At 72.7% G+C, this 26,010-nt stretch carries 18 protein-coding genes and 2 pseudogenes; 10 read left to right on the top strand and 10 right to left on the bottom strand.

Annotated elements, in window-relative coordinates:
- Position 1 precedes the first annotated feature (1 nt).
- The 4 genes from AB0I21_RS35790 to AB0I21_RS35775 all read right to left on the bottom strand — a co-directional run bounded on the left by AB0I21_RS35790 (position 2) and on the right by AB0I21_RS35775 (position 9,669).
- Entirely contained in the window at positions 2-2,728 is a 2,727-nt protein-coding gene (locus AB0I21_RS35790; protein ID WP_360567897.1) for a sensor histidine kinase, read from the bottom strand.
- A 152-nt stretch (positions 2,729-2,880) separates the two neighbouring features.
- Positions 2,881-3,279, bottom strand: a complete 399-nt coding sequence (locus AB0I21_RS35785; RefSeq protein ID WP_360567895.1) for a hypothetical protein — start codon at positions 3,277-3,279, stop codon at positions 2,881-2,883.
- Positions 3,280-3,358: 79 nt separating this feature from the next.
- A complete protein-coding gene (gene pulA / locus AB0I21_RS35780; protein WP_360567893.1) occupies positions 3,359-9,094 on the bottom strand; it encodes a pullulanase-type alpha-1,6-glucosidase in 5,736 nt (1,911 codons plus the stop codon).
- A 119-nt stretch (positions 9,095-9,213) separates the two neighbouring features.
- Complete coding sequence (locus tag AB0I21_RS35775; RefSeq protein ID WP_344501170.1) at positions 9,214-9,669, bottom strand: MarR family winged helix-turn-helix transcriptional regulator; 456 nt, start codon at positions 9,667-9,669, stop codon at positions 9,214-9,216.
- Positions 9,670-9,753: 84 nt separating this feature from the next.
- On the opposite strand from AB0I21_RS35775, the gene AB0I21_RS35770 reads away from it, so the two are divergent.
- From AB0I21_RS35770 to AB0I21_RS35755, 4 genes are all read left to right on the top strand, one after another.
- On the top strand, positions 9,754-10,155 hold the full coding sequence (locus tag AB0I21_RS35770; protein ID WP_360567890.1) for a hypothetical protein: 402 nt from the start codon (positions 9,754-9,756) through the stop codon (positions 10,153-10,155).
- A 951-nt stretch (positions 10,156-11,106) separates the two neighbouring features.
- Positions 11,107-11,652, top strand: coding sequence for a hypothetical protein (locus AB0I21_RS35765; protein ID WP_360567888.1), 546 nt, complete (start codon positions 11,107-11,109; stop codon positions 11,650-11,652).
- A gap of 65 nt (positions 11,653-11,717) precedes the next feature.
- Entirely contained in the window at positions 11,718-12,194 is a 477-nt protein-coding gene (locus AB0I21_RS35760) for a hypothetical protein (RefSeq protein ID WP_360567886.1), read from the top strand.
- Between the two features lie 40 nt (positions 12,195-12,234).
- Positions 12,235-13,782, top strand: a complete 1,548-nt coding sequence (locus tag AB0I21_RS35755; protein WP_360567884.1) for an aldehyde dehydrogenase family protein — start codon at positions 12,235-12,237, stop codon at positions 13,780-13,782.
- Here the strand turns inward: AB0I21_RS35755 and AB0I21_RS35750 are convergent.
- Positions 13,779-15,059 carry an MFS transporter gene (locus AB0I21_RS35750; RefSeq protein WP_360567882.1) on the bottom strand — a complete coding sequence of 427 codons (1,281 nt, stop codon included), beginning with the start codon at positions 15,057-15,059 and terminating at the stop codon, positions 13,779-13,781. The genes AB0I21_RS35755 and AB0I21_RS35750 overlap by 4 nt on opposite strands.
- A gap of 65 nt (positions 15,060-15,124) precedes the next feature.
- On the opposite strand from AB0I21_RS35750, the gene AB0I21_RS35745 reads away from it, so the two are divergent.
- From AB0I21_RS35745 to AB0I21_RS35735, 3 genes are all read left to right on the top strand, one after another.
- Positions 15,125-16,108 carry a helix-turn-helix domain-containing protein gene (locus tag AB0I21_RS35745; RefSeq protein WP_360567880.1) on the top strand — a complete coding sequence of 328 codons (984 nt, stop codon included), beginning with the start codon at positions 15,125-15,127 and terminating at the stop codon, positions 16,106-16,108.
- 39 nt (positions 16,109-16,147) lie between these two features.
- Positions 16,148-17,911, top strand: coding sequence for a gamma-glutamyltransferase (gene ggt, locus AB0I21_RS35740; RefSeq protein WP_360567878.1), 1,764 nt, complete (start codon positions 16,148-16,150; stop codon positions 17,909-17,911).
- A gap of 73 nt (positions 17,912-17,984) precedes the next feature.
- Entirely contained in the window at positions 17,985-19,205 is a 1,221-nt protein-coding gene (locus AB0I21_RS35735) for a DUF6596 domain-containing protein (RefSeq protein ID WP_360567876.1), read from the top strand.
- Here AB0I21_RS35735 and AB0I21_RS35730 read toward each other — a convergent pair.
- From AB0I21_RS35730 to AB0I21_RS35720, 3 genes and pseudogenes are all read right to left on the bottom strand, one after another.
- Complete coding sequence (locus AB0I21_RS35730; RefSeq protein WP_344501161.1) at positions 19,194-19,838, bottom strand: LysE family translocator; 645 nt, start codon at positions 19,836-19,838, stop codon at positions 19,194-19,196. The two genes, AB0I21_RS35735 and AB0I21_RS35730, sit on opposite strands and share 12 nt — an antisense overlap.
- 51 nt (positions 19,839-19,889) lie before the next feature.
- A pseudogene (locus tag AB0I21_RS35725) lies at positions 19,890-20,318 on the bottom strand (GNAT family N-acetyltransferase); the annotation flags it as partial.
- Positions 20,319-20,388: 70 nt separating this feature from the next.
- On the bottom strand, positions 20,389-20,973 hold the full coding sequence (locus tag AB0I21_RS35720; protein ID WP_360567874.1) for a GNAT family protein: 585 nt from the start codon (positions 20,971-20,973) through the stop codon (positions 20,389-20,391).
- Positions 20,974-21,288: 315 nt separating this feature from the next.
- Between AB0I21_RS35720 and AB0I21_RS35715 the strand changes: the two are divergent.
- Together AB0I21_RS35715 and AB0I21_RS35710 are read left to right on the top strand one after the other, a co-directional pair.
- A pseudogene (locus tag AB0I21_RS35715) lies at positions 21,289-23,079 on the top strand (family 43 glycosylhydrolase); the annotation flags it as partial.
- A 36-nt stretch (positions 23,080-23,115) separates the two neighbouring features.
- Positions 23,116-23,898 carry an alpha/beta hydrolase gene (locus AB0I21_RS35710; RefSeq protein WP_360567872.1) on the top strand — a complete coding sequence of 261 codons (783 nt, stop codon included), beginning with the start codon at positions 23,116-23,118 and terminating at the stop codon, positions 23,896-23,898.
- A gap of 31 nt (positions 23,899-23,929) precedes the next feature.
- Here the strand turns inward: AB0I21_RS35710 and AB0I21_RS35705 are convergent, their stop codons facing one another.
- Entirely contained in the window at positions 23,930-24,115 is a 186-nt protein-coding gene (locus AB0I21_RS35705; RefSeq protein WP_344501158.1) for a DUF3073 domain-containing protein, read from the bottom strand.
- 174 nt (positions 24,116-24,289) lie between these two features.
- Complete coding sequence (locus AB0I21_RS35700; protein WP_344501157.1) at positions 24,290-25,015, bottom strand: SDR family oxidoreductase; 726 nt, start codon at positions 25,013-25,015, stop codon at positions 24,290-24,292.
- Between the two features lie 78 nt (positions 25,016-25,093).
- On the opposite strand from AB0I21_RS35700, the gene AB0I21_RS35695 reads away from it, so the two are divergent.
- On the top strand, positions 25,094-25,822 hold the full coding sequence (locus AB0I21_RS35695; RefSeq protein WP_360567870.1) for a TetR/AcrR family transcriptional regulator: 729 nt from the start codon (positions 25,094-25,096) through the stop codon (positions 25,820-25,822).
- Positions 25,823-26,010: the final 188 nt, after the last annotated feature.

Here is a 26,010-nt window from a genome sequence, read left to right as displayed (position 1 = left end):
ATCATCGGTCCTTCTGTCCAAAGGTTGCGCTGTGGGTCGCGCTGTTGAGGCCGCCCGCGCTGGTTCGGCGGGCAGCGGCCGAGACACCTTCCGCGAACGCCGACAGCCGGGACCGGACGGCGTCCGGGTCGACCGCGTTGCTGCGGGTGGTTTGCGGCTCCGGGTCGGTCACTCCTGGTGCGAGCTGCGCTCCCGGGCGGCGGCGGGGCAGGCCGTCCCCGGTGGAGCCCGGGCCGCCGAGGGGGCTGGACGGGCCCCCCGGCCGTGGTGGCCAGGCACCCGGGGAAGGCGGTGGCGGGACGGACGGGACGGGTGGCCTGGGGGTGTCGCCACCGCTGCTGAGATAGGGGCGGAACCATGGTGCGGGCGCCCCGGACGGAGCCGGCTGGTGTTGCTGCGGTACGCGGGGCCGCCCCAGCGGCGCACCGACCGTCGAGGGCACGACGACCGGCGGCGGCCCGGGGCGGGGCGAGGCGGAGACGGGCACGCCCGAGATCGGCGCCGCCGACACCGGCGCAGGAGACACCGGCGCAGGAGACACCGGCGCGGGCACAGCGGACGAAACGGACGCGACGACGGCCGGCGCGGAGAAGACCGGCGAGACCGGTGGAAACGGCGGAAGTGCCGCAAGCGGCGGAGCCGGCGGAACGGCGGCGGGCGCGGACACGGCGGCGGCAGCGGCTGAGGAAGCGGCGGCCGGTGTCAGCGCCGGCATCCGCTCCAGGGCCCGGTGCGGCAGTGCCACGTAGGCGACGGTGCCGCTGCCGGTGGCGTGCAGCTCCACCCGGATCCGGTGCCGGGCGGCCAGGTGCGACACCACGTGCAGCCCCATCGTGCCGGCCGCCGCGCTGCTCAGCGTCGTCGGCGTCGCCAGCCGCGAGTTGATCTCCGCGAGCCGGCGCGGCGCGATGCCGATCCCGCTGTCGTGGACGCGGATGATGGCGCCGTCGACCGTGGGCCGGGCGTCGACCCGGACCTGCTGTGTCGGCGGCGAGAAGGTCGTGGCGTTTTCGAGCAGCTCCGCCAGGAGGTGGACGAGGTCACCGACGACCGGCCCCGTGATCGCCAGGTCGGTGGGCTGGACCTCGACCCGCTGGAAGTCCTCGATCTCCGACGCGGCGGCCGTGATGACCGCGCCGATGCCGACCGCCTGGGTCGCCGGCCGGCCCGGCTCGCCGCCGGAGAGGACCAGCAGGTTCTCGCCGTTGCGGCGCAGGCGGGCCGCGATGTGGTCGAGGGCGAAGAGGCGGGCGAGCACGTCAGGGTCGGTCTCGTCGCGCTCGAACTCGTCGAGGAGCCGCAGCTGGCGGGTGATGAGGGTGCGGATGCGCCGGGCCAGCACCTCGGCCATCCGTGACACGTCGACGCGCAGCTCGGCCTGCTCGCCGGCGAGGCGCAGCGCGGTGCGGTGGACGGTGGCGAACGCGTCGGCGACCTGGCCGATCTCGTCGTTGGTGGCGGCGATGCTCCGGGTGGCGGCGGCGGCCGAGGTGCCGGTCGGCATCGGTGCGCCGGCCGCGACGGAGTGGATCACGTCGGGCAGCTCCTGCCGGGCGACCGTCAGGGCCGCGGCACGCAGCCGCCGGAGGCGCCGGGCCGTCCGCACGGCCAGGGTGATCGCGATCGCGAGGGCGGCGAGACCGATCACGGCGGTGCCGACGAGGGTCGCCCACGCGCGCCGCTGGGCGGTGACGGCGATCTGCTCGGCGCGCCCGTCGAGCCGGTCCGACAGGTCGAGGCTGACGATGTTGAGCCGGCGGATGACGCCGGACTGCGCCACGAACCACGTGTCGGCGTCGACCTTCAGCCCGGCCGGGTCCTTCTCGGCGTCACGGGCGGCGGCGCTGAGCTTGTCGGCCTTGTCGACGTCGAGGCCGCGGATCTCCTGGTCGTACACGGTGCGCCCGGCGCTGGTCGCGGCCCGCTGGAACTCGGCGGCCCGCTGGGCGCGCGCGCCCCGCAGCTCCGACATGGCGCCCAGGTCGCCGGGCTCGACGGCGCCGCGGGAGAACACCGCGCGCAGCAGGTCCCGTTCGAGGGCGGCGTAGTGCTCGACGGCCGCGACGGCGGCGACGGCCCGGGCGGCGTTGGCGAGCTCGATGTCGGCGATCAGCGCCGGCACGGCGTCCGCGATCGCCAGCAGGGCCTCGGCGAGCGGCCGGTACACGGGGTCGGTCATCAGCGTGATCGCGGGGTTCGTGTCGGCGGCCTCACGGGTGGCGCCGAGGCGGCTGTAGATCTCGTTGACGGCCCGGACGGACCGGTCGAGGTCGGGCACGGCCTTGACCGCCGCGCGACTGTCGGCGAGGTATCGGGCCGCGGCCTGGTCGGTCCGGCCGCGCTGGGCGACGACGAGCGCCATGCCGGCCTTGCCGCCTCGTTGCCGCAGTGCCGCGGTCTCGGCGACCTCGCGCTCCAGCTCGTGCACGAAGCTGACCGCGCTGGTCGCGGTGGATGCCAATGTACGAGCTCGCGCCGCGTCCCCGGCGGCGGACGTGGCGGTGGCGGCCTGGGCGGTGCTGAGGACGGCGAGCCCGATCATCGCGACGACGATGGGGGCGAGCAGCTGCGTGCGGACCGATCGCAACCGGCTGGGCCGGGTCGCGCCGCCGCGCCGGTGCCCGGCGACCGAGGTGTCAGGCGCGCCCGACCGGCGCTGCCGACCGCCGCCGCCGATCGCGCGGGGCGAGTCGGTGCCGGTCGCTCGGGAGGGGCTGCTGCCTGCCAACCGTCATCCCCTATCGGTGGCGGAGGAGCACGCTGTGGCCGGAAGCCTCGTTAAGGAACACGAAAGGGCACGCTACTGGAAAGGTGCTTCCCCGATAAGCCTTCATTCGCCGAACGGCGGCCGTCACAAGCCAAACGGCCCGCCGTTCGCGACTACGCGTGACGGCGCCGTCGCAGTACGAGGAAGGCGACCGCTCCGGCGATCACGACGACGACGCCGAGGCCGATCCACCCGGTCGACCGGCGGCTGGTCTCGGTGGTCGCGGCGGGGCTCGGGCTTGAGGTTGCGCTGACGCTCGGCGCGGGCTCCCCCGGCGTGCCGGCGGCGGCGGTCGCGGACGGCGCGATGGACCGGCCGGTCGGTTCGCGGAGCGTCGGCAGGTCGCTCAGCGCCGGCAGCGTCGAGGGCGGCGCGCCCGGCTCGATGACCGCCGGCGGCCCTGGCAGCGGCGGCCCGGGTGGCGGCGACGGCTTGCCGGTCGCCCCGGCCAGCAGCGCGACCAGCAGCAGCCCGGTGGCGGTGAACGCCCGATGATGCCTCACATCGGACAAAACGGCACCGACCGCCCAGCCTTGAGGCTTTTCGGTGATCCGGTAGACCCGCGCGAGGTCTACCGGATCATGGAAACGGTCAGGCAGGCCGGACGAAGACCGAGACGGTCCGGCCGGGGACGGTGAACGTGCCGTGGGCGCTGTCGAACGTGGCCTGGCGGGCGAGCGGGTCCGCCGAGGCGGCCTGCACCGGATGGAGCACGAACCGCCCACCCGCGTAGGCGCCGACCGTCTGCGTCACGGCGGCCGGGCCGGCGTTGAAGACCACCACGATCGTCTGGAACCGCGGGTCGAGGCCGCGGGCGTCCAGCGTCATCGTGATCACGCCGGGCGTCGCGGACGCGCCGGACAGCGGGAACGCCATCCGCTGCTGGACCTGCGCCGCGGTGCCCAGCGAGAACGCCGGCGAGCTCGCCCGGATCGTCAGCAGCTCCTGGAAGCGGGCGGCGGCGAGGTCGACGGCGGCGCAGTCGGGGACCAGCGCCGGGTTGGCCAGCAGCGGCTGGGCGTAGGTCCACTTGTCCTGGTTGTCGGCGGCGGGTGGCAGGCCGGCGCCGAAGCCGTTGCCGGCCGCGCAGTCCCAGCGGATCTGGTTGAACCAGTCGCCGGAGTTGAACGAGTTGCGGTCCAGGGACTTGGAGCGCAGCCGGTCGGAGCCGGTGGTGACGAACCCGGTCCCCTGGCCGAGGACGGTCGTGGACAGGGCGAGCACCTGCAGCCTCGCCCGCTGCTCGGCGGTCGTGCCGGTCGGCAGCTTGTAGGCGAGGGCGTCGTAGAGGATCTCGTTGTCGTGGGCGTCGACGTACGTGACCCCCTCGGCGGGCAGGCGCGTGTAGCCGGCGGGTGAGCCGTTGTAGTCGACCTGCGCGCCGGTGACCCGATGGCCGGTGGAGTCGACGAACTCGTAGGCGGCGAGGTTGCCGGTGAGCCCGACCTGGATCAGGTCCTGGTAGTGCAGGAGCCTGGCCCGCTGCTCGGCCGTGGTGCCGTTGGCCGGGTCGCCGTTGGGCGCGGTGTACAGGCCGGACGCGAACCCCTGGATGCGCGGGTCGCCGTCGAACGGGCCGCCGCCGCGGACCGCGTCGCGGAGCCGGTCGTTGAAGGTGCCGATGCCGGTGCCGGCCATGTTGGCCTGGGTCGCCTGGACGAACCGGGCGTTGTCGGCGACCTCGCCGAAGTTCCAGCCCTCGCCGTAGATGAGGATCTTCTTGCCGTCGACGCCGTCCTTGCCGAGGGTCAGCTGGTCCAGCGCGGCGCGCACGGCGAGGATGTTGGCCTTCGGGTGGTGGCCCATGAGGTCGAAGCGGAAGCCGTCGACCTTGTACTGCTTGGCCCACAGCACGACCGAGTCGACGACGAGCTTGCCCATCATCGCGTTCTCCGGCGCGGTGTTGGCGCAGCAGGTGGAGTTGGCGACGGTGCCGTCGTCGAGCAGCCGGTGGTAGTAGCCGGGCACGATCTGGTCGAGGACCGAGTGCGGGTCGGTGCCGGCGGCGGTGGTGTGGTTGTAGACGACGTCGACGACGACCCGCAGGCCGGCGCCGTTGAGCCCGGCGACCATCTGGCGGAACTGGCTGATCCGCGGGGTGCCCTGCGGGTCGGTCGCGTAGGAGCCTTCGGGCGTGGAGTAGTGGAACGGGTCGTAGCCCCAGTTGTAGCCGTCCTGCTCCGCGATCTGGGCGATGCACGCCTGCTGCTGGCTGGAGTCCGGCGGCAGCGTGGTCAGGTCGCACGGCGGCTGCTGCTGGTCGGCCCGCCGCTCGGGGATCGTGGAGATGTCGAAGACCGGCAGCAGGTGCACGTAGGACGTGCCTGCTTTGGCGAGGTCCCGCAGGTGGGTCATGCCGGCCGACTGGGCCTGGGCGAAGGCGAGGTACGTGCCGCGCTGCTGTGCCGGCACGGTGGTGTCGGCGATGGAGAAGTCGCGGACGTGCAGCTCCTGGATCTGCGGCCGGGCCGGCACCGGCGGCTTCTTGACCGCGGACCAGCCGGGCGGCTGCAGGGCGGCGTCGGACAGGTCGACGATCTGGCTGTGGGTGGAGTCGGCGGCGAGCGACACCGAGTAGGGGTCGGTCACCGACGCCGTCGTCACGCCCCGGACCGCGGGCTGCCAGGCGGTGACCCGGAACCGGTAGTAGCGGCCCTTCCAGCCGCGGTCGCCGGTCGCCGTCCAGACGCCGGTGTGCTCGTCGCGCTTCATCGCCGCCAGTACCGGCTGCGCTGACGGATCGTCGAAGAGCTCCAGCGCGACGTTCTGCGCGGTCGGCGCCCACACGCTGACCGAGACGCGCCCGCCCTCGAAGTGCGGGCCGAGCTTCGCGCCGACGGCGCCGACGTAGAGGTCGTCGAGCGCCCCGGCGACCTGCACGGCGCTGGCCTCGGTGACGGCGCCGGCGGCGTCGCGCTCGACGACGACGACCTGCCCGCGCAGCGCGGTGGCCACGGCGGCGCGGTCGCCGGTGACGTGGAACGCCTGATATGCCCACAGGTGCGGGAACTTCGCCCGCTGCGGCTCGGACAGGCCGCCGCTCGCGCGCATCGGCAGGGCCTTCGCGACGCCGACGACCTGCCCGCCGACCACCGACAGGCCGCCGTTGGGCGCGGACAGCAGCTCGTAGGAGTGCCCGTCGGTCGGCCCGGACCGCCACGCGATGGTGTCGTGGTCGACCCACACCGCCTTCGCCTTGGTCAGGTCCGTGTCGGGGGTGCCCTGCGGCGGGATCGGCAGCAGGTAGCGCTCCTGCCCGGACAGGATCCAGACCTCGTGCCCGACGGTGACGAGGTCGAGCGCCTGGTCGGCGGGCAGGTCCTTGGTGTCGCCGTTGTGCAGGATGTAGTTGAGCGTCGTGGCGTTGTCCGCCAGCGGCACCCGGAACCGCGCGCCGAACGCGTCGCTGCCCTCTGGGAGCAGCGGGGCGCCCCAGTCGGTGGGGGTCGCCGCGCCGGTCCAGACGTGCAGCCCCCAGCCGGTGTAGTCGCCGGCCGGGCGGCGGTAGTGCAGCACGGCGGTGTGCTCGGCGGCGGCGCGGGTCGGGTGGACGGTCGCCTCGCCGGAGCGGACCCAGGCCTCGCTCTGCCGGCTCGGCAGGACGGACTGGTCGACGCCGGGGTCCTTCACGTCGCCCTTGTGGACGATGAAGTTGACCGGCTTGCCCGGGTCGGTCACCGGCACGTGCCAGAAGGCGCCGTAGCTGTCGGTGCCGTCGGGCGGGCGCGGCGCGGACCAGTCGGTGCCGGTGCCGGGCGCGAGACCGTCGCCCCACAGGTGCAGGCCCCAGCCGGTGTAGTCGCCGTCGGGCCGCCCGTAGTGCACGGCGACGGTGCCGGTGGCCGCGGCCTGTGAGGTGTAGATGGTCGCGTCTCCTTGCTTGAGCCAGATCTCCGGCGTCTTCGTCGGGTCGAGCGAGCGGTCGGCGGCGACGTCCTTCACCCCGCTCGAGTCGACCACGAGGAAGCCGACGTTCGCCGCCCCCGGCTTCAGCTTGACCCATGCGAAGCGCCCGAACGAGTCCTCACCGGCGAACGGGGCGCCGGCCGGCCACGTCATCGGCGTCTCGATGTCGCCCCACGCGTAGAGGCTCCACGGCTCATAACCGCCGGTCGGGCGCTGGTAGTGCACGACCGCGTAGTCGGGCGCGGCGGCGCTCGGCGGCGTGCCGACCTTCGCGGTGATTCTCGTCTCCGCGGTGCGGCCGGAGCCGTCGCGCACGACCGCCTTGTACTCCAGCGCCGTGCCGGCGGGCAGCCCGTCGAGGTCGTGGGTGACGCTGTACGGCGCGGCGTGGTCGGTGCCGAGCAGCTTCCACGGGCCGTTGCCGACCTTCGCGGCGAACGTGACCGTGGCGAGGGGGTCGCCGGTGACCTCAGCCTTGACCTCGGCGGGCCCGGGGACGGGCTGCCCGGCGGCGGGCGCGACCAGCGTGACGGTGGGCTTCGCGGCCGGCTTCGCGATCGCGCCGCGGGCCTTGAACACCACGGTGCTCAGCGGCGGCACGTCCAGCTGCAGCCGGCCGTCCCCGGCGGAGGCGGCGATCGCGCCGGTGGACGGGTAGATCCGGTCGAAGGTGGTGCTCGCCATGGCCGTCGGGACGGTGACGGTCTGCGTGGTGGTGGCGTTGTTGGTGGCGACCAGGTACTCGACGCGCTGCTGAGGGTCGATCCGGGAGAACGCGAACACGCCCGCGCCCTGCGCCGCGTACCGGGTCACCTGCACGCCCTGCTTGAGCGCCGGATGTGCCTGCCGCAGCTGGGCCAGGCCGGCGATCGTGCGGTAGACCGGGTGGCTCTCGTCGTAGTGCGCGACCGCGTGGGTGGTGTCGGTGCCGAGCAGGTCGTCGTCGAGGTAGTCGGGGGTGACGCTCGGGAACATGTCCTGCCGGGCGTCCTTGTCGCCGCCGGCGCCGGTGAAGCCCTGCTCGTCGCCGGAGTAGACGACCGGCTGCCCGCGGGTCAGGAACATCAGCTCGTGGGCGAGCTGGTCGCGGCGCAGGTGCGTGGCGGGGTCGGTGCCGCCGCCGGCGACGAACATGCCGATGCGGCCCATGTCGTGGTTGCCCAGGAACGTCGGCAGGGTGCCCGCGGTGGTGCCGGCCGAGGTGTACAGGTCGTCCTGCGCGTACACGCCGGCGAGCCCGGCCGCGGAGCCGCCGCGGGCCACGTAGTCGGTCGCGGCCTGCTGGAACGGGAAGTCCAGGGTCGCCGGCAGCCGCCCCTTGCGCACGTAGGTCGAGTCGAACCGCGGGTCGGCGTCGTACACCTCGCCGAACATGAAGAAGTCCCGCTTGGCGACCTTGTCGACGCCCTCGACGAACTGCGGCCAGAACTCCATGTTGACGTGCTTGGTGGTGTCGATCCGGTAGCCGTCGATCCCGGTGTCCTTGACCCAGTCGGCGTAGATCTTCGTCATCCCGCGGACGACCTCCGGGCGCTCGGTCCACAGGTCGTCGAGGCCGAAGAAGTCGCCGTACTCGCTGTTCTCGCCGCTGAACGTGGAGTCGCCGCGGTTGTGGTACATGAGCGGGTCGTTGAGCCACGCCGGCTTCTTGGCGGTCTTGTCCGCCTCGCTGCCGAAGACCGGGGTGTACGGGAAGGACTGCGCGTTGACCGGCGGGAAGCCGCGCCGCCCGTCGGCGAAGGCGCGGTCGTCGAACCTGTTGCCGGAGGCGTCCTTGTACGGGTAGTCCGTCTTGCTCCGGTAGGAGTACTGGTCCTGCGCGTACCGGATGACGTCGGCGGTGTGGTTGGTGATGACGTCGAGGTAGACCTTGATGCCCCGGCGGTGCGCGAGGTCGACAAGTCGCTGCAGGTCGGCCTTCGTGCCGAAGTGGGGGTCGATCTGGGTGAAGTCGGTGGTCCAGTAGCCGTGGTAGCCGGCCGAGACGTCGGCGCCGCTGCCCTGCACCGGCCGGTTCTTCAACACGGGGGCGAGCCAGATCGCGGTGGTGCCGAGGTGCTCGATGTAGTCGAGCCGGTCGATGACGCCCTTGAGGTCGCCGCCGTGGTAGAAGCCCTTGTCGGTGGGGTCGTAGCCCGAACTCAGCCGGCCGCCGGACAGGCCGCCGGTGTTGTTGGACGGGTCGCCGTCGGCGAACCGGTCGGGCAGCACGAAGTAGAACTGTTCGGCGTGCTGCTGGGTGCCGCCGGCGAGGAGGCTGGCGATCGACGGCTCGTTCTCCCACTGGGGCACGCCGCCGGCGTAGCCGCTCGGTGTCCTCGCCTGCTCGGGCAGCGTCGGCACGCTGCCCTGCACCGCGGCCAGCGTGGCCACGGCGAAGGCCGCGGCGGCGATGGTTTGCGTGAGTTTCAGGCGCTTCATGGCGGGGCCCCCATCTCGCGGCAGGCCGTGAACGTATCGACACGCAATGATCGACACAAGGCGCAGTGCCCCGCCGGGGGTACTTCAGGGGGTTCCTTGAGGGCGTTACTTGAGGGCGTTTACTTGAGCGAGGCCGTGATCGCTTCGCTGATCTTGCGCAGCTGCTCCACCTGCTCCTCGGTGAGGGCGTCGAACAGGTGCTTGCGCACCGTCTCCACGTGACCGGGCGCGGCCGCCTCGATGGCGGCGAAGCCGACGTCGGTCAGGTCGGCGAACTGCCCGCGCTTGTCGTCGTCGCAGTCGCGCCGGCGGACCCAGCCGCGGGCCTCGAGCTTGGTGACGGCGTGGCTGAGCCGGCTGCGCGAGGACCGGGTGAGGTCGGCGAGCTCACTCATCCGCCGGGTGCGTCCCGGCGACTCCGACAGCACGACGAGGATCTCGTAGTAAGCGTGCGGCATGCCCGCGTCGTGCTGCAGCTCGCGGTCGAGCCGGTCGATCAGCTGCGTCGCGGCGGAGTAGAAAGCACGCCAGGCGAGTTGTTCCTCGGCGTCGAGCCAGCGGGTCGGTGCGCTCACATCGCTCCCTCCAGGACTGCGTGCCTGCTCGAAAAGTCTTACTGATCATGCTGGAGAGTGCCAGCTTTTCCGGACGGGGGCGCCTTGAACACCTACGATGGCCTGGTCAACGACTATCTCCACGCGGTCGAGCAGGCGCTGCAGAACGTGCCCGCCGGCCGCCGCGCCGAACTGCTCGCCGACCTGAGCGACCACATCGCCGGCAAGCTCGCCGAGACCCGGCCCGCCGAGCCGCACCCCGGGTCGGACGGCCGCCCCCACGCGCCCGAGGACGAGGTCCGCTCGATCCTGGACCTGCTCGGCGACCCGGCGGAGGTCGCGGCCGAGCTGGAGGCCGCCGAGCTCCCACCCGCCCGCATCGACATCAACCCCGGCCGCAAGCTAGGCGCCCTCATCTGGGTCCTCATCACCGTGGCCATGGTGTCCCTGCTCTGCATCGGCGTCGTCCTCGCCGGCGTCTTCCTCCTCTACACCGACCGCCACTGACCCCCGCACCCCTCCCCCGACCGCCACAACCCCGGGCATTGACCAACGCCTGCCCAGGCAAGGCCGCTCCGGGCAGGACCGCTCCGGACAGGACCGCTCTGGCCGGAACCGAAGACGCCACTTGACCGGACGCCGGAGCTGACCAACCCGCCGAACCGGCCGACCGCGACATCTTGCCAAAACGCCACGAACCCGGGCATTGACCAACATCTGCCCAGACGGCGCCGATCCAGACGAGGCCGTTCCGGGCGGGACCGCTCCAAGCAACGCTGCTCCAGCCCGGACCCGAAGAGGCCACTCGACCGGACGCCGGAATCGACCAACCCGCCGAACTGGCCGGACGCGACCCCCTCCCCCAAACGCCGCAGACCCGAGCATTGACCAACGTCAGTCGAGGAGGGTCGATCTGGCCAGCGTCGATCCAGACGGTGCCGATCCAGGCTGCGCTGATCCAGACGGTGCCGATCGGGGCCGATCCAGACGGTGCCGAACGGGCAGGCCGGTCCACGCCGGAACTGAAGACGGCATACCGCCGGGTGTTGAGCGGCGCGTGCGTGAGGCACAGAGCGTCGCCCCTGGTGCGGGGATCGACGGAAGTCGACCGGTGCGGGCGTCGTGAACCGAGCCGTGCAGCAGCGTCGGCCAGACGGTGGACGGTCGCGGGGTCCGGCGAGACCCCGCGACCGCGGCTTGTCACCGACGCCGCCGGGCGGGACGCGCATTGCTGCGCGATCCGCCCGGCAGACCACCCGTCTGCACCCTCCCCCTTGCTCCCCCAAGGCGAGGCAGACGTGCCGTTGGCTTCTGCTGGAACTGCCGGTGCGCGGCCACGCACCTGCTGCTCCAGACACCCCCCGTTGTAGCCTCTGGCCGGCGGGTCCAGATAAGCGTATCTAGACGTCTAGGTTCGCGCAATTGTTGATTCGAGGAAAAGTGGTCTAGATTTGCCGGGTGCGTGGCCGGCTTCTCCCAGTCGCCGATGGCTGGTATGAGTGGCGTCAGGAGCCGCCCCTGGCGCAGAGCGTCCGGGTGCGGGTCGGCGTCGCTGATGGTGGTCGGCTGGTGCTGACGGGGTTGCACATCGACGGCTCGCCGAGTGCGGACCTGCTCCGGGCGATCCCCGTCGGGCGGATCGAGGCCGCCGCCAACGCGCAGCTCGCGGTCGTCCACGAGGCGGTCGACACGCCGCCGGTGCTCAATCCGCGGGCGCGGCCGGTCGCGCCGCCCGTCGCCGGTGACACCGGTTGGGAGATGGTCGAGCCGGCGCTGGCGGTCGCCCGGACGTCGCCCGCCGCGGCGAACCCGTCACGGGGGCGGCCGGACGTCTTCTACCGCGAGGTCGCCGACGTCTACCTCGACTTCGCGCAGGACTCGCCCCGGCCCGCCTGCGACCTGGCCGACCGGCACGGGGTGCCGGTCAGCACCGCGCACCGCTGGGTCAAGGAGGCCCGCCGCCGCGGCTTCCTGCCCCCCGGGCGCCCCGGCAAGTCCGGGTGACCCCGGGTGACCGGGTGGCGCCGGGTGACCGGGTGACCGGGCGGTCATTCGATAGGGTGACAGGCGTGTCGATCGACGACGCCGTGCGCATCCGGGTGCACCGCCTGCTCACCGGCTATCTCGGCGGGCAGGCGGTGCCCGCCGACCTGAGCGCCACCCCGGCCGCGATCCGCAGCGGCACCGCCGTGGTCTACCTGCGCCTGATCGCCAACGATCCGCCGTTCGTGCGGGTCTTCTCGCCGCTGCTGCGCCGGCTGGAGTGCTCGCCGCGGCTGCTGACGGAGCTCAACGAGCTCAACGGCCGGCTCAACTTCGTCCGGCTGTTCTGGCGCGACGACTCGGTCATCGCGTCCTACGAGCTGATGGCCGAGACGCTCGACGCGACCGAGCTGAGCAACGCCTGCGACTGGGTGGCCGACGCCGCCGACTACTACGACGTCCGGCTGCACGACCAGTTCGGCGGCGAGCTCGCGTTCGCCCCGCCGCCCACGTCCCAGCACCCGGCCGACACACCCCACGGCACGGCCGACAGCACCGGCTGACCAAAGGCAGCCGAGAGACGAAGCACGGCAAGATGGGGGCATGAGCAGCCTCCTCGTCTCCACCGTCGGCGGCAGACCCCTCGACGCGCCCGGCGACGCCCGCTTCCGGTCCGTCGACCCAGCCCACCTCGACCAGGTCGTCGCCGAGGTCGCCCTCGCCGACGCCGACACGTTCGTCGCCGCCTGCCGCTCCGCCCGCCGTGCGCAGCGGGACTGGGCCGACGTGCCGGCCCCGGTCCGCGGCCGGGTGATCGCCAACCTCGGCCGGCTCGTCGAGGCCAACTTCGAGGCCCTCGCGGCGCTCGTGACGCGGGAGGTCGGCAAGACGACCGCCGAGGCCCGCGGCGAGGTCCAGGAGATCGTCGACACCTGCGACTTCTTCCTCGGCGAGGGCCGCCGCCTCTACGGGCAGACGGTGCCGAGCGAGATGCCCGACAAGCAGCTGTTCACGTTCCGCGTGCCGGTCGGGGTCGCCGCGATCATCACGGCCGGCAACTTCCCGGTCGCGGTCCCCAGCTGGTACCTGGTGCCGGCCCTGCTGTGCGGCAACGCCGTCGTGTGGAAGCCGGCCGAGTACTCCGCCGCCTGCGCCGACGCGTTCGCCCAGCTCATCCGGCGCTCGGGGGTGCCCGACGGGGTCTTCGACGTGGTGTTCGCCGACGGGGCGACCACGTTCGAGGGCCTGGACCGGGCGCTGGAGGCGGGGCTGGTCGACAAGGTCGGGTTCACCGGCTCGTCGGAGGTCGGCGCGCGGATCGGCGAGCTCGCCGGCCGGCACCTGCAGAGCGCCTGCCTGGAGCTCGGCGGCAAGAACCCGATGGTCGTCACCGAGGACGCCGACCTGGATCTCGCGGTGCACGGCGCGCTCTTCGCCGGGTTCGGCACGGCGGGCCAGCGCTGCACGTCGCTCGGCACGCTGATCGTGCAGGAGAGCGTCCTCGAACCGTTCACCGCGAGGCTGGAGGAGGCGATCGCCGGCGCGCGCGTCGGCGACCCCACCGACCCGTCGGTGCTCTACGGCCCGCTGATGACCGACCGCTTCGCCGCGCGCTTCGAGGAGTTCCTCGGCTGGATCGAGGACCACCACCGGCCGGCGGGCCCGACCGGCAGGATCAGCGCCGCCAACCCGCGCGAGGGCTTCGTCGGCGACCCGGAGCAGGGCCTGTTCTACCATCCGGCGCTGGTCCACGGTGTACGGCCGGAAGACAAGATCTTCCAGCAGGAGACCTTCGGTCCGCTGGTCGGTGTCACCTCCTACGGCACGCTGGACGAGGCGGTCGAGCTGGCCGACGCGCCCGGCTACGGGCTGTCCGCCGCGATCTACACCACCGACCCGCGCAAGGCGTTCACGTTCCGCCGCCGCACCCGCGCCGGGATGGTCAGCGTCAACAACTCCACCTCCGGCGCGGAGGCGCACCTGCCCTTCGGCGGCAACGGCAGGTCCGGCAACGGCAGCCGCCAGTCGGGCGTCTGGGTGCTCGACCAGTTCACCCGCTGGCAGTCGATGAACTGGGACTACTCCGGCCGGCTCCAGCGCGCCCAGATGGACACGCTGGAGATCACGCCCGACCTGGGCTTCCGTCTCTAAGCGGCAACCGCGACCGGCGCGGGCGTCACGACCCCGCGCCGGGCGCGCAACAGCAGCAGCGACAGGCCGGCCGCGGCGATCGACAGCCCACCCGCGACGTACCAGGCCAGGTCGTAGTTGCCGAGCCGGTCGCGCAGCAGGCCGGTGCCCGTCGCCGCGATCGCCGCGCCGAACTGGTGCGACGCGAAGACCCAGCCGAACACCACCGGGCCGGACGCGCCGAAGTACTCGCGGCACAGCGCGACCGTCGGCGGGACCGTCGCCACCCAGTCGAGGCCGTAGAAGAGGATGAAGACGACCATGCTCGGCCGCACCGTGGCGGCGAACAGCGCCGGGAGCACCAGCAGCGACGCGCCGCGCAGGGCGTAGTACCAGCCGAGCAGGACGCGGCTGTCCATCCGGTCGGTGAGCCAGCCGGACGCGATCGTGCCGACGATGTCGAACAGGCCGACCAGCGCCAGCAGCGACGCCGCGACCGGCTCGGTCATGCCGTGGTCGTGCGCGGCGGGGATGAAGTGGGTGCCGATCAGCCCGTTGGTGGTGGCGCCGCAGATCGCGAACCCGCCCGCGAGCAGCCAGAACGCGGGCACCCTGGCGGCACCGCGCAACGCGCCCAGGGCCCGCCGCGCCGCGCCGCCCGTCACCGGCGGTACCGGCGCCGCATCGGCATCGGTGGCGCCATAGGCCGTCACGCCCAGGTCCGCCGGGTGGTCGCGCAGCCGCCAGAGGACGAGGGGCACCACGACCAGCGCCGCACCGGCCACCGTCAGCGCGGCGGCGCGCCACCCGTGGCTGTCGACCAGGAGCGCGAGCAGCGGCAGGAACACCAGCTGGCCGGCCGCGCCGCCGGCGGTGAGCACGCCGGTGACCAGGCCGCGCCGCTTGACGAACCAGCGGCCGGTGACCGTCGCGACGAACGCGAGCGCCATCGAGCCGGTGCCGAGGCCGACGAGCACGCCCCACAGCGCGATGAGCTCCCAGCTGTGCCGCATGAAGACCGTCAGCCCGCTGCCGGCGGAGACGAGCAGCAGCGCGTACGCCACGACCCGCCGGATCCCGAAGCGCTCCATGAGCGCGGCGGCGAAGGGCGCGGTGAGGCCGAACAGGAGCAGGTTGATCGACACCGCGAGGGAGATGGTCCCCAGCGACCAGCCGAACTCCTCGTGCAGCGGGTGCAGCATGACGCCGGGGGTGGCCCGGAAGCCCGCCGCGCCGACCAGCGCGACGAACGCGACCGCGGCGACCAGCCAGGCAGGGTGGAATCGTTTCACGGTCATCATCCTTCTGGCTCCGGTACGCGCGGACGAGTGGCCCGGAAGCCATAGTGCGCAAGAATTGGGCCATGGGTAGGCATCTGGTGGCCGTCATCGCGCTCGACGGGGTCGTGGCGTTCGACCTCGGCACCCCGTCGCAGATCTTCGGCGCCGCCCGTGGTGACGACGGCCTCCGCAAGTACAAGATCCAGGTCTGCACGCCGGGTGGGCTGCCGGTGCGTAGCGCGGCCGGCTTCCAGGTGCTGCCCGAGCACGGGCTGGAGATCACCGAGCGGGCCGGCACCGTCGTCGTGGCCGGAATTCACCGCGGCGGGCCGGTCGAGGACGCCACCCTCGACCCGTCCGTCGCGGCGGCGCTGTTCGCCGCGCACGCCCGCGGGGCCCGGGTCATGTCGATCTGCACCGGGGCGTTCGTGCTCGCCGCCGCCGGCCTGCTCGACGACCGCCCGGCGACCACGCACTGGGGGTGGGCCGAGCAGTTCCGGGCGCTGTACCCGCAGGTCAAGCTCGACCCGGACGTGCTGTTCATCGACGACGGCGACGTGCTCACCTCCGCCGGGGTCGGCGCCGGGGTCGACCTGTGCCTGCACGTGGTGCGCACCGACTTCGGCAGCGAGGTCGCCAACCGGGCGGCGCGGCGCAGCGTCGTGCCGCCGTGGCGGGAGGGCGGGCAGGCGCAGTACATCGAGCGACCCCTGCCGCGGGTCACCGACACCACCACCGCACCCACCCGCGAGTGGGCGTTGCGGCGACTCGCCGAGCCGCTGACGCTGCAGGACATGGCCGCGTACGCCACGATGAGTGTGCGCACGTTCACCCGGCGTTTCCGCGAGGAGACCGGGGTGAGCCCGGCCCGGTGGTTGCTGCAGCAGCGGGTCGACCACGCCCGCGGGCTGCTGGAGAGCACCGACCTGGCGGTGGAGCAGATCGCCCGCCGGTCGGGGCTCGGCACGGCCGCGTCGCTGCGCCAGCACCTGCAGACCACGATCGGCGTCGCTCCGAGCGCGTACCGCCGCACGTTCCGGGTTGTGCCCGACGCCCAGGGGCGGTAGGCAGGAGGAGCGATCGCCGTCGATCCTCCGGGAGGCACCATGCGTAGGCTGCTGTTGATCCCCCTTCTCCTCGTGCCCCTGGTGGGCGGACCCGCGGCACCCACCCTTGCCTCGCCCACCGGCCCCACCGCGACCGGGTACGGCGGCGCGGTGACCTCGGTCGACCCGACGGCCACCGCGGTCGGGCTGGACGTGCTGCGCCGCGGCGGCAACGCGGTCGACGCCGCCGTCGCGGTCGCGGCGACCCTCGGCGTGACCGAGCCGTTCTCCGCGGGCATCGGCGGCGGCGGGTTCTTCGTGTACTACGACGCCCGCAGCGGCAAGGTGTCCACCCTCGACGGCCGCGAGACCGCGCCGCAGTCGATGACGTCCACGGCGTTCGTCGACCCGGCGACCGGCCAGCCGTACGCCTTCCAGGAGGCGCGGGTCAGCGGCATCTCCGCCGGCGTCCCCGGCACCCTCGCCACGTGGGACACCGCGCTGCGCCGGTGGGGCAAGCGGTCCCTCGCCACCAACCTGCGCCCCGCCGGCGAGGTCGCGCGCCGCGGCTTCACCGTCGACCAGACGTTCGCGACCCAGGTCAGCGACAACAAGGCGGCGTTCGCACAGTTCACGCCGACGGCGGCGCTGTTCCTGCCGGGCGGGCAGCCGCCGGCGGTCGGCAGCACGCTGCGCAACCCCGACCTCGCCGCGACCTACGACCTGGTCGCGCGCCGCGGCATCGACGCGTTCTACGGCGGCGAGGTGGGCCGCGACATCGTGGCGGCCGTCCAGCACCCGCCGGTCGCGGCGAACCCGTCGGTGCCGTGGCAGTACCAGATCCGCCCCGGCGGCATGACCCTCGCCGACCTGCGCGCCTACGAGGTCCGCCGCCCCGCGCCGACGCACATGGTGTACCGCGGCTACGACGTCTACGGCATGGCCACCCCCTCCTCGGGCGGCTCCACCGTCGGCGAGGCCCTGAACATCCTGGAGCGCTCCGACCTGGGCCGGCTCGACGGCACCCAGGCCCTGCACCGCTACCTGGAGGCCAGCGCGCTCGCCTTCGCCGACCGCAACCGCTACGTCGGTGACTACACCCCGCGCCCGCTGCTCGAGTCGCTGCTGACCAACGACTTCGCGGCCTCCCGCGCCTGCCGGATCGACCCGCTGCACGCCGCCACGAAGCCGGTGCCGCCCGGTGTACCGGGTGCCTCCTGCGCGACCACGGCGGGCGGAGCAACGGCGGACTTCGGCAAGTCGACGACCAACCTGACCGTCGCCGACAAGTGGGGCAACGTCGTGGAGTACACGCTCACGATCGAGCAGATCGGCGGCAACGGCATCGTCGTCCCCGGCCGCGGCTTCCTGCTCAACAACGAGCTGACCGACTTCAACTTCACCAACACCCAGGCGCCGGCCGACGACCCGAACCTCCCCGGCCCCGGCAAGCGCCCGCGCAGCTCGATGGCCCCGACGATCGTCCTGCAGCACGGCCGCCCGTTCCTGGCCCTCGGCTCCCCCGGCGGCTCGACCATCATCACCACCGTCCTGCAGATCCTGATCAACCGGATCGACCTGGGCATGACGCTCCCGCAGGCCCTGGCCGCGCCCCGCGCCACCCAGCGCAACACCGCGGCCGTGGTCGCCGAGCCCGCCTTCATCGCCGGCCCCGGCGTGCCGCTCGGCACCCTCGGCCACACGTTCACCCCCATGGCCGAGATCGGCGCCGCGACGGCGATCGAGTTCCTCCCCCGCGGCAAGCTCCTCGCCTGCGCGGAGCCCGTCCGCCGGGGCACCGGCTCCGCCGGCACCGTCCACTGAGTCCGCGACGGCGGCGCCGCCCTCATACGGGGCCCTCATACAGGGCGGCGCCGCCGTGGGATCGTTGTTCTCCGTGAGTGTCGGGGTCGAGGAGGAGCTGCGGCGGCTGGCGCCGCAGGTGCTCGGGGTGCTGGTCCGGCGGCACGGGCAGTTCGACGCCTGCGAGGACGCCGTGCAGGAGGCGTTGCTGGCGGCGGCGCTGCAGTGGCCCCGCGAGGGGGTGCCCGAGCAGCCGCGCGGGTGGCTGATCACGGTCGCCTCGCGGCGGCTGACCGATCAGTTCCGCAGCGAGGACGCGCGGCGCAGGCGTGAGTTGTCCATCGCCGTTTCACATGAAACATCGGACGCACCTGATATTTCCGACAAAGATGACACGTTGCTGCTGCTGTTCCTGTGCTGCCACCCGTCGCTGACGAGCGCGTCGCAGCTGGCGCTGACGCTGCGGGCCGTGGGCGGGCTGACGACCGCGCAGATCGCGCACGCGCTGTTCGTGCCGGAGGCGACGCTCGCGCAGCGCATCAGCCGGGCCAAGCAGAAGATCCGGGCCGCGGGTGCGCGGTTCAGCATGCCGCCGCCCGCCGAACGCGCGGGCCGCCTCCAGGTCGTGCTGCAGGTGCTCTACCTGATCTTCAACGAGGGGTACACCGCCAGCTCCGGCGACGACCTGCACCGGCCCGAGCTGACCACCGAGGCGATCCGCCTGACGCGGGAGGTGCACCGGCTCCTGCCAGACGACGGCGAGGTGGCCGGGCTGCTCGCGCTGATGCTGCTCACCGACGCCCGCCGGCCGGCGCGCGCCCTGCCGGACGGCACGCTGGTGCCGCTCGCCGAGCAGGACCGCGCGCTGTGGCACCGGCCCGCGGTGGCCGAAGGCGTCGAGCTGATCACGCGGACGCTGCCGAAGGGGCCACCCGGCCCGTACCAGCTGCAGGCCGCGATCGCCGCGATCCACGACGAGGCCGGGTCGGCGGCGGACACCGACTGGCCGCAGATCCTCGCCCTGTACCAGCTGCTGGAGCGGGTCGCGCCGAACCCGATGGTGACGCTCAACCGGGCCGTGGCGGTGGCGATGGTGCAGGGGCCGGGTGCGGGGCTGCGCCTGCTGGAGTCGCTCGACGCCGACGAGCGCCTCGCGAGGCATCACCGGCTCGCCGCGGTCCGCGCGCACCTGCTGGAGATGTCCGGCAACGCGGTGGCGGCGCGCTCGTCGTACGAGCTGGCGGCCCGCCGCACGACGAGCCTCCCCGAGCGGCGCTACCTGCTGTCGAAGGCCGCCACGCTGTCAAACGGGTAGCGGCCGGGCCTTGTCGGTGGCGAGCTTGACCGCGATCAAGCCGAGCAGCGTGCCCGTCACGTACCGCTGCAGCCGCAGCCACACGGGGCGCTTGGCCAGGAAGACCGCGATGCCGCCGGCGGCCAGGACGATGCCCGCGTTGACCACCATGCTCACCGCGATCTGCACCCCGCCGAGCATGAACCCCTGCGCCATCAGGTGCCCGGCGCGCGGGTCGACGAACTGCGGGATCAGCGACGCGTACATGATCGCGGCCTTGGGGTTGAGCAGGTTGGTCATCAGCCCCATCGTGAGCAGCTTGCGCGTCGAGTCCGGCGGCAGCTCGACCTGCGTGAACACCGACGTGCCGCCGGGCCGGACCGCCTGCCACGCGAGGTAGGCGAGGTAGGCCGCCCCGGCCAGCTTCACCGTCGTGTACAGCGCGGGGACCGTCGAGAACACCACCGACAGCCCGGCTGAGGCGAGCGTCAGGTAGACGAGGAACCCGGCGGCGACCCCGGCGAGCGAGATCATGCCGGCCCTGCGGCCCTGGGAGATGCTGCGGGAGACGAGGTACATCATGTTGGGCCCCGGCGTGAGCACCATCCCCAACGCCACCAGCGCGACCCCTGCCGCCGCCCCCACCGTGATCATGTTCCTCACGGTGTCAGGCCCGGGCGGTGCGGGTCGAGAGCCAATCGGCGGTCAGAGGCTCTTCACCCAGCGTCGCCACTCCTCCTGCGGCGCGTAGCCGGCCGCCGCCCACACCTGGTGCGCGAGCGTGTTGTCCTCCAGGACCATCGCGTCGGCCCGCCAGGCGCCGAACCCGCGGAAGCGATCCTCCGCCGCGGCGAGCAGGCGCGCCCCGATCCCCTGCCGGCGCCGTTCGGGGTGCACCGCGAAGCGGTACAGGTGACACCGCCACCCGTCGAATCCCGCGATGAGCGACCCGACGATCTCGCCGTCCGCCACCGCCAGCAGCAGCGCCGACGGGTCCCGCGAGAGCAGCGCCTCGACGGCCGCGGTGTCGTCACCGCCGCGGTTCGTGCCCTCCGCCGCGATCTTCCAGAAGGCCAGCACCGCCGGAACGTCCTCGGCGGCGGCGCTACGCAGTTCGATGTCCACGCCGCCGACCGTACTGGCTGACGGTCGCCGGCCGGCGACCGTTTCTCACGCGGAGCCGGCAGCCGGCTGCCGGTCGTTCTCAGGCGGAGCCGGCGGCCGGCTGCCGGTCGTTGAGGATGCGCTGGAACAGCAGTGCGTCCCGCCAGGCGCCGTCGAGGAACAGGTAGTCGCGGGCCGCGCCGATCCGCTCGAAGCCGTTCCTGGCCAGGACCCGCTGCGACGCGAGGTTGTCCACGTTGGTGCTGGCCTCGATGCGGTGCAGGCCGAGGTGCTCGTCGGCGAGGCGGCAGGCCGCGGCGACCGCCGCCGAGGTGAGCCCCTTGCCCTGTTCGGCCGCGTCGATCCAGTAGCCGAGGCTGGTGCTGCGGAACGGGCCGCGCACGATGCCGCTGAGCGTCACACAGCCGAGGATCCGGCCGTCGCGGACGATCGCGCAGCCGAGGGCCTCGCCGGCCAGGTTGCGCCCGACCTGCGTCTCGAGCCGGTCGCGCTGACCGTCGAGCGTCCAGAAGGAGTCGGGCTGCATCGGCGTCGCGCGCCGGAGATGCTCGCGGTTTCGCTCCTGTACGTCCAGCAAGGCCGCGGCGTCCGTCAGCTCGAGCGGGCGCAGCGTCGCGCCGCCGGGCAGCGGGACCGGCGCCGGCAGCGGCACAGCATCGACCATGGCGCCACCCTACAGCCCCTCATTCTGAGAATTTTTGTCAGCACACGTTGAGGTTTGTTGATTCAGGCGCTGGGACAGCCTTGACGCGGTAGGTGGTTCTGTTCAATATTTACCGAACATGTGGGAACCGCCACGCCGCCCGCGCCCGCCAGCGCGTCACCGTCGGAGCCGCCACCGATGTTCACCGCAGCCAGACGCTCTGCCACCCTGACCGCCGTCCTGACCGCCGCCGCCCTGCTCGGCAGCGCGCTCGCGCCCGTCGCGGCCGCCGCCGCGATCCCCGACTACACGACCGCCGAGGCGGGCAACCCGATCGTCGACGGGTGGTACGCCGACCCTGACGTCGCGGTCTACAACAACACGTTCTGGGTGTACCCGACGACGTCCAAGTCGTACGACGAGCAGACCTACCTCGACGCGTTCTCCTCCACCGACCTGGTCAACTGGACCAGGCACCCCAACGTGCTCACCAAGGCCAACGTGTCGTGGGCCACCAGGGCGATGTGGGCGCCCGCGCCGATCCAGCGCAACGGGAAGTACTACCTGTACTTCGGCGCCAACGACATCCAGAACAACTCGCAGCTCGGCGGGATCGGCGTCGCCGTGGCCGACAACCCGGCCGGGCCCTACCGGGACGCGATCGGCCGGCCGCTGATCGGGCAGTTCTCCAACGGGGCGCAGCCGATCGACCAGGACGTGTTCATCGACGACGACGGCCAGGCGTACATCTACTACGGCGGCTGGGGCCACGCGAACGTCGCCAGGCTCAACGCCGACATGACCAGTCTCGGCACGTTCAGCGACGGCAGCACGTTCAAGGAGATCACGCCGTCGGGGTACACCGAGGGCCCGCAGATGTTCAAGCGCAACGGCAAGTACTACCTGATGTGGTCCGAGGGCGGCTGGACCGGCCCGGACTACTCGGTGTCCTACGCGATCGCGAACTCGCCGACCGGCCCGTTCACCAAGCTGGACAGGGTCCTCACCCAGGACGCCGCCGTCGCCCGCGGGTCCGGGCACAACTCGGTGATCAACGTGCCCGGCACCGACACCTGGTACATCCTCTACCACCGCCGGCCGCTGAGCGAGACCGACGGCAACCACCGGCAGCTCGCCTACGACCGGATGACGTTCAACGCCGACGGCACCATCCAGCGGGTCACCATGCGGGTGAAGGACAACTTCGCCGACGGCAACGCGCTGGGCTGGAAGACGTACGGCGGCGCGTTCTCGGTCTCCGGCGGCAGGTATCAGGCCGGCAGCTCGCTCGGCGGCAAGGCGCAGCTGGACACCAACTTCGGCGACCTCTCCTACGACGCCGACGTGACCGTCACGTCCGGCGGCGGCGACGCGGGCCTGACGTTCCGGGTCAGCAACGCGGCCACCGGCGCCGACAGTTACAACGGCTACTACGCCGGCATCAGCCCCGCCGGGCGGGTCGTGCTCGGCCGCGCCGCCAACAACTGGACCCAGCTGGGCACCGAGAACCTGACCGTCACCGCCGGCACCAGCTACCACCTGCGGGTCACCGCGATCGGATCGTCGATCAAGGTGTACGTGGACGACATGACCAACCCGCGGATCAGCGTCACGGACGGCACGTTCGCGTCCGGCAGCGACGGGGTGCGGGTGTACAATGCGGCCGCGGCGTTCGACAACGTGGTGGTCGGGGCGCCGGTCGGCGCCGGGGTCAACGTCGCGCAGGGCCGGCCCGCGACCGGCAGCACGCCGTGCGCGGCGTCGGAGGGGCCGGAGAAGGCCGTCAACGGCAGCGTCAGCGGCGGCAACTCCGACAAGTTCTGCTCGTCGGGCGCCGGCGCGTGGCTGCAGGTCGACCTGGGCTCGACGCGTTCGCTGAGCCGCTTCGAGCTGGCGCACGCGCAGGCCGGCGGCGAGGCCGCGAGCATGAACACGAAGGCGTTCACGATCTCCGTGTCCAACGACGGCACCACCTGGACGCAGGTCGTGAACGTCACCGCCAACACCGCGGCGAACACCAGCCACCCCGTCAGCGGCGTCTCCGGCCGGTACGTGCGGCTCAACGTCGTGACGCCCACCCAGACGACCGAGGTCGCCACCCGGATCTACGAGCTGCGGGTCTTCTGAGCTTCCCGGGCGTCCATCGACGTCTAGGCTTCCCGGGTGTTCATCGACGTCGAAGACGGTTATCTCCACGCGCAGATCCGCGGCGAAGGCCCGGACGTGGTCCTGCTCAACGCCGGCGCCGCGGATCTGCGGATGTGGGACTCGACGGTCCCGTGGCTGGCCGGGTTCGCCCGGGTCATCACCTTCGACCACCGCGACATGGGCCTGTCGTCGCACGCCACGAGGCCCTACAGCGAGCTGGACGACCTCGCCGCCGTGCTCGACGCGTTCGCCGTGGATGCCGCGGTGCTGGTCGGCGTGTCCGACGGGGCGCGTCGCGCGCTCGCCTTCGCCCACCGGTACCCGCAACGGGTGCGGCACGTGGTGGCGGCCGGCGGCGCGTTCGGCGACTTCCCCGACCCGAGCCCCGCGGAGTCCGCGGCGTACGCGGTCATGCGGGAGCACTTCGCCGGCATCATCGGTGAGGCCGACATCCATGCCTACGCCGCCCGCGACATCGGCGCGTGGGGCGCCGCCCTCGACGAGCCCGACCGGCGCCTGATGGTCGGGCTGCAGGTCGCGAACGCCTACTGGATCCGGCTGCCGGAGTCGCTCGGCACCGAGCTGGACCCGCCGGTGAAGCACCGCCTCCACGAGATCACCACGCCGGTCAGCGTCGTCGTGGGCGGCCACGACTTCGCCGCCACCCAGCTGTGGGCCGAGCGGATCGCGTCGCAGACGCCCGGGGCGACCCTCACGGTCATCCCCCGGGCGGACCACTTCCCGATGCTGTCGGCCCCCGACCCTTTCCGGCGGATCGTGGCCGCCGCGGTGGGCTAGCTTCTGCGCTGCGCTGCGCTTTGCGTGGCCGCTAGCGCGACGTGCGGTCGTCGCGGTCCGGGGTGTAGTAGTAGTCGCCCTGGTCGGCGTCGTCGTGCTCCGGGGTGGGTGCACCGGCGAGCTCGTGCTGGAGGGCGGTGAGGTCGGTCGGCGGGGTGAAGTACTTCAGCTCCCGGGCGATCCGCGTCTGCTTGGCCTTGGCCCGTCCACGTCCCATGTCGGCTCCCCGTTTCCCGCGCTCCGGGAGGCGGTGGCAGTGCCGCGCCCGGGCGTCGTGACAACTTGAATTCGTCCTCGTGCCCGACACGGTACATCCCCGTCGCAGGTGTCGTCTGCCGGCGATGAGACAAGAGTCCGACGACACTGCGGGTTTACGGGTGCCGTCGCACGGTCAGGCGGCCCCGCCGTTGACGTAGATCGTCTGGCCGTTGACCCAGCGGGCGGGCCCTGCCAGGGAAGACACGACTTCGGCGATGTCCTCGGGGGTGCCGAGGCGCTCCATCGGGTTCATCTTCGCCATGCGCTCGACCGTGGCGTCGTCCTTGCCGTCGAGGAACAGGTCGGTGGCGGTCGGCCCGGGCGCGACGGCGTTGACGGTGACGTCGCGGCCGCGCAGCTCCTTGGCGAGGATGGGGCTGATCGCCTCGACGGCGGCCTTGCTCGCGGCGTACGCGGCGTAGGTCGGCAGCGACAGCCGCGTGATCGACGTCGAGAAGTTGATGATCGCGCCGCCGCGGCGCACCCGGCGGGCGGCCTCCCGGCCGACGACGAACGTGCCGCGGATGTTGGTGCGGTGCACGCGGTCCAGGTCGTCGAGGTCGAGCTCGGCCAGCGGCGCCAGGACCATGATCCCGGCCGCGTTGACGACCACGTCGACGCCGCCGAGCTGCCGTTCCGCGGTGTCGAACAGTGCGGCGACGGCGCTCTCGTCCGCGACGTCCGCCTGCACCGCCAGCGCCCGCCCACCCTTGTCGGTGATCTCGGTGACGACGCTGTCCGCGGCGGCGGGCGCGTGCCCGTAGGCGACGACGACGGCCTGCCCGTCCTGCGCCAGCCGCAGCGCGACGGCCCGCCCGATCCCGCGCGACCCTCCGGTGACGACGGCAACCCTGTCCATGACGACCTCCCTGTTATCACTGCTAACAACTTCACGTTAGCATTCACTCGATAACATGCAAGTGTTAGCGTTGTTACCGTGACCACTACCCGCGAAAAGATCGTCGAAGCCGCCGCGACCCTGCTGAACGAGGGTGGCCGCGAGGCGATCTCGACGCGCGCGGTCAGCGCCGCCGCCGGCGTGCAGGCCCCGACCATCTACCGGCTCTTCGGCGACAAGCAGGGCCTGCTGGACGCCGTCGCGAGCCACGGTTTTGTGTCGTACCTGGGTGGGAAGATGGGGCTGCCGGAGACGGGGGATCCTGTGGAGGATCTGCGGAGGGGGTGGGATCTGCACGTCGCGTTCGGACTGGAGCACCCCGCCGTCTATACGCTGATCTACGGCGAGCCACGGCCCGGCGTCGAGTCGCCCGCGGCGCGCGCGGCGGCCGAGGTGCTGGCGGGGCAGGTGAAGCGGATCGCGGCGGCCGGCCGGCTGCGGGTGAGCGAGGAGCGGGCCGCGCACCTGATCCACGCGGCGGGATGCGGCATGACGCTGACGCTGATCGCGCTGCCACCGCAGGCCCGCGACCCCGCACTGTCGGTCCTCGCCCGCGAGTCGATCATCGCGGCCGTCACGGCCTCACGGGCGGGCGACGGCGACGGCGATGCCAGCCTGGCGGGCGCCGCGGGGGCGCTACGGGCGGCGCTGCCAGGGGTCACGGCCCTGACCGGCGCCGAGCGCGCCCTGCTCGACGAGTGGCTGACCCGCCTCGCCGACTCGGGCCACAGCGCGGACACCCGCCCCGGCGACCACGCGCCCGCCTGACCCGAAGCACAGCGCGGACACCCAGCCAGGGGCGCAACGCCGACACCCGACCCGCAGGCAACACGGCAGCCTGACCAGAGACGCAACGCGGACACCCAGCCAGGGGCGCAACGCGGACACCCGACCCGCAGGCAACACGGCAACCTGACCAGAGACGCAACGCGGACACCCAGCCAGGGGCGCAACGC

This window comes from Dactylosporangium sp. NPDC050588 (assembly GCF_040654975.1).
Taxonomy (GTDB): Bacteria; Actinomycetota; Actinomycetes; order Mycobacteriales; family Micromonosporaceae; genus Dactylosporangium; species Dactylosporangium maewongense.
The sequence above is the reverse complement of the archived record's forward strand: the minus strand, read 5'-3'. Positions and strand labels throughout refer to the sequence as shown.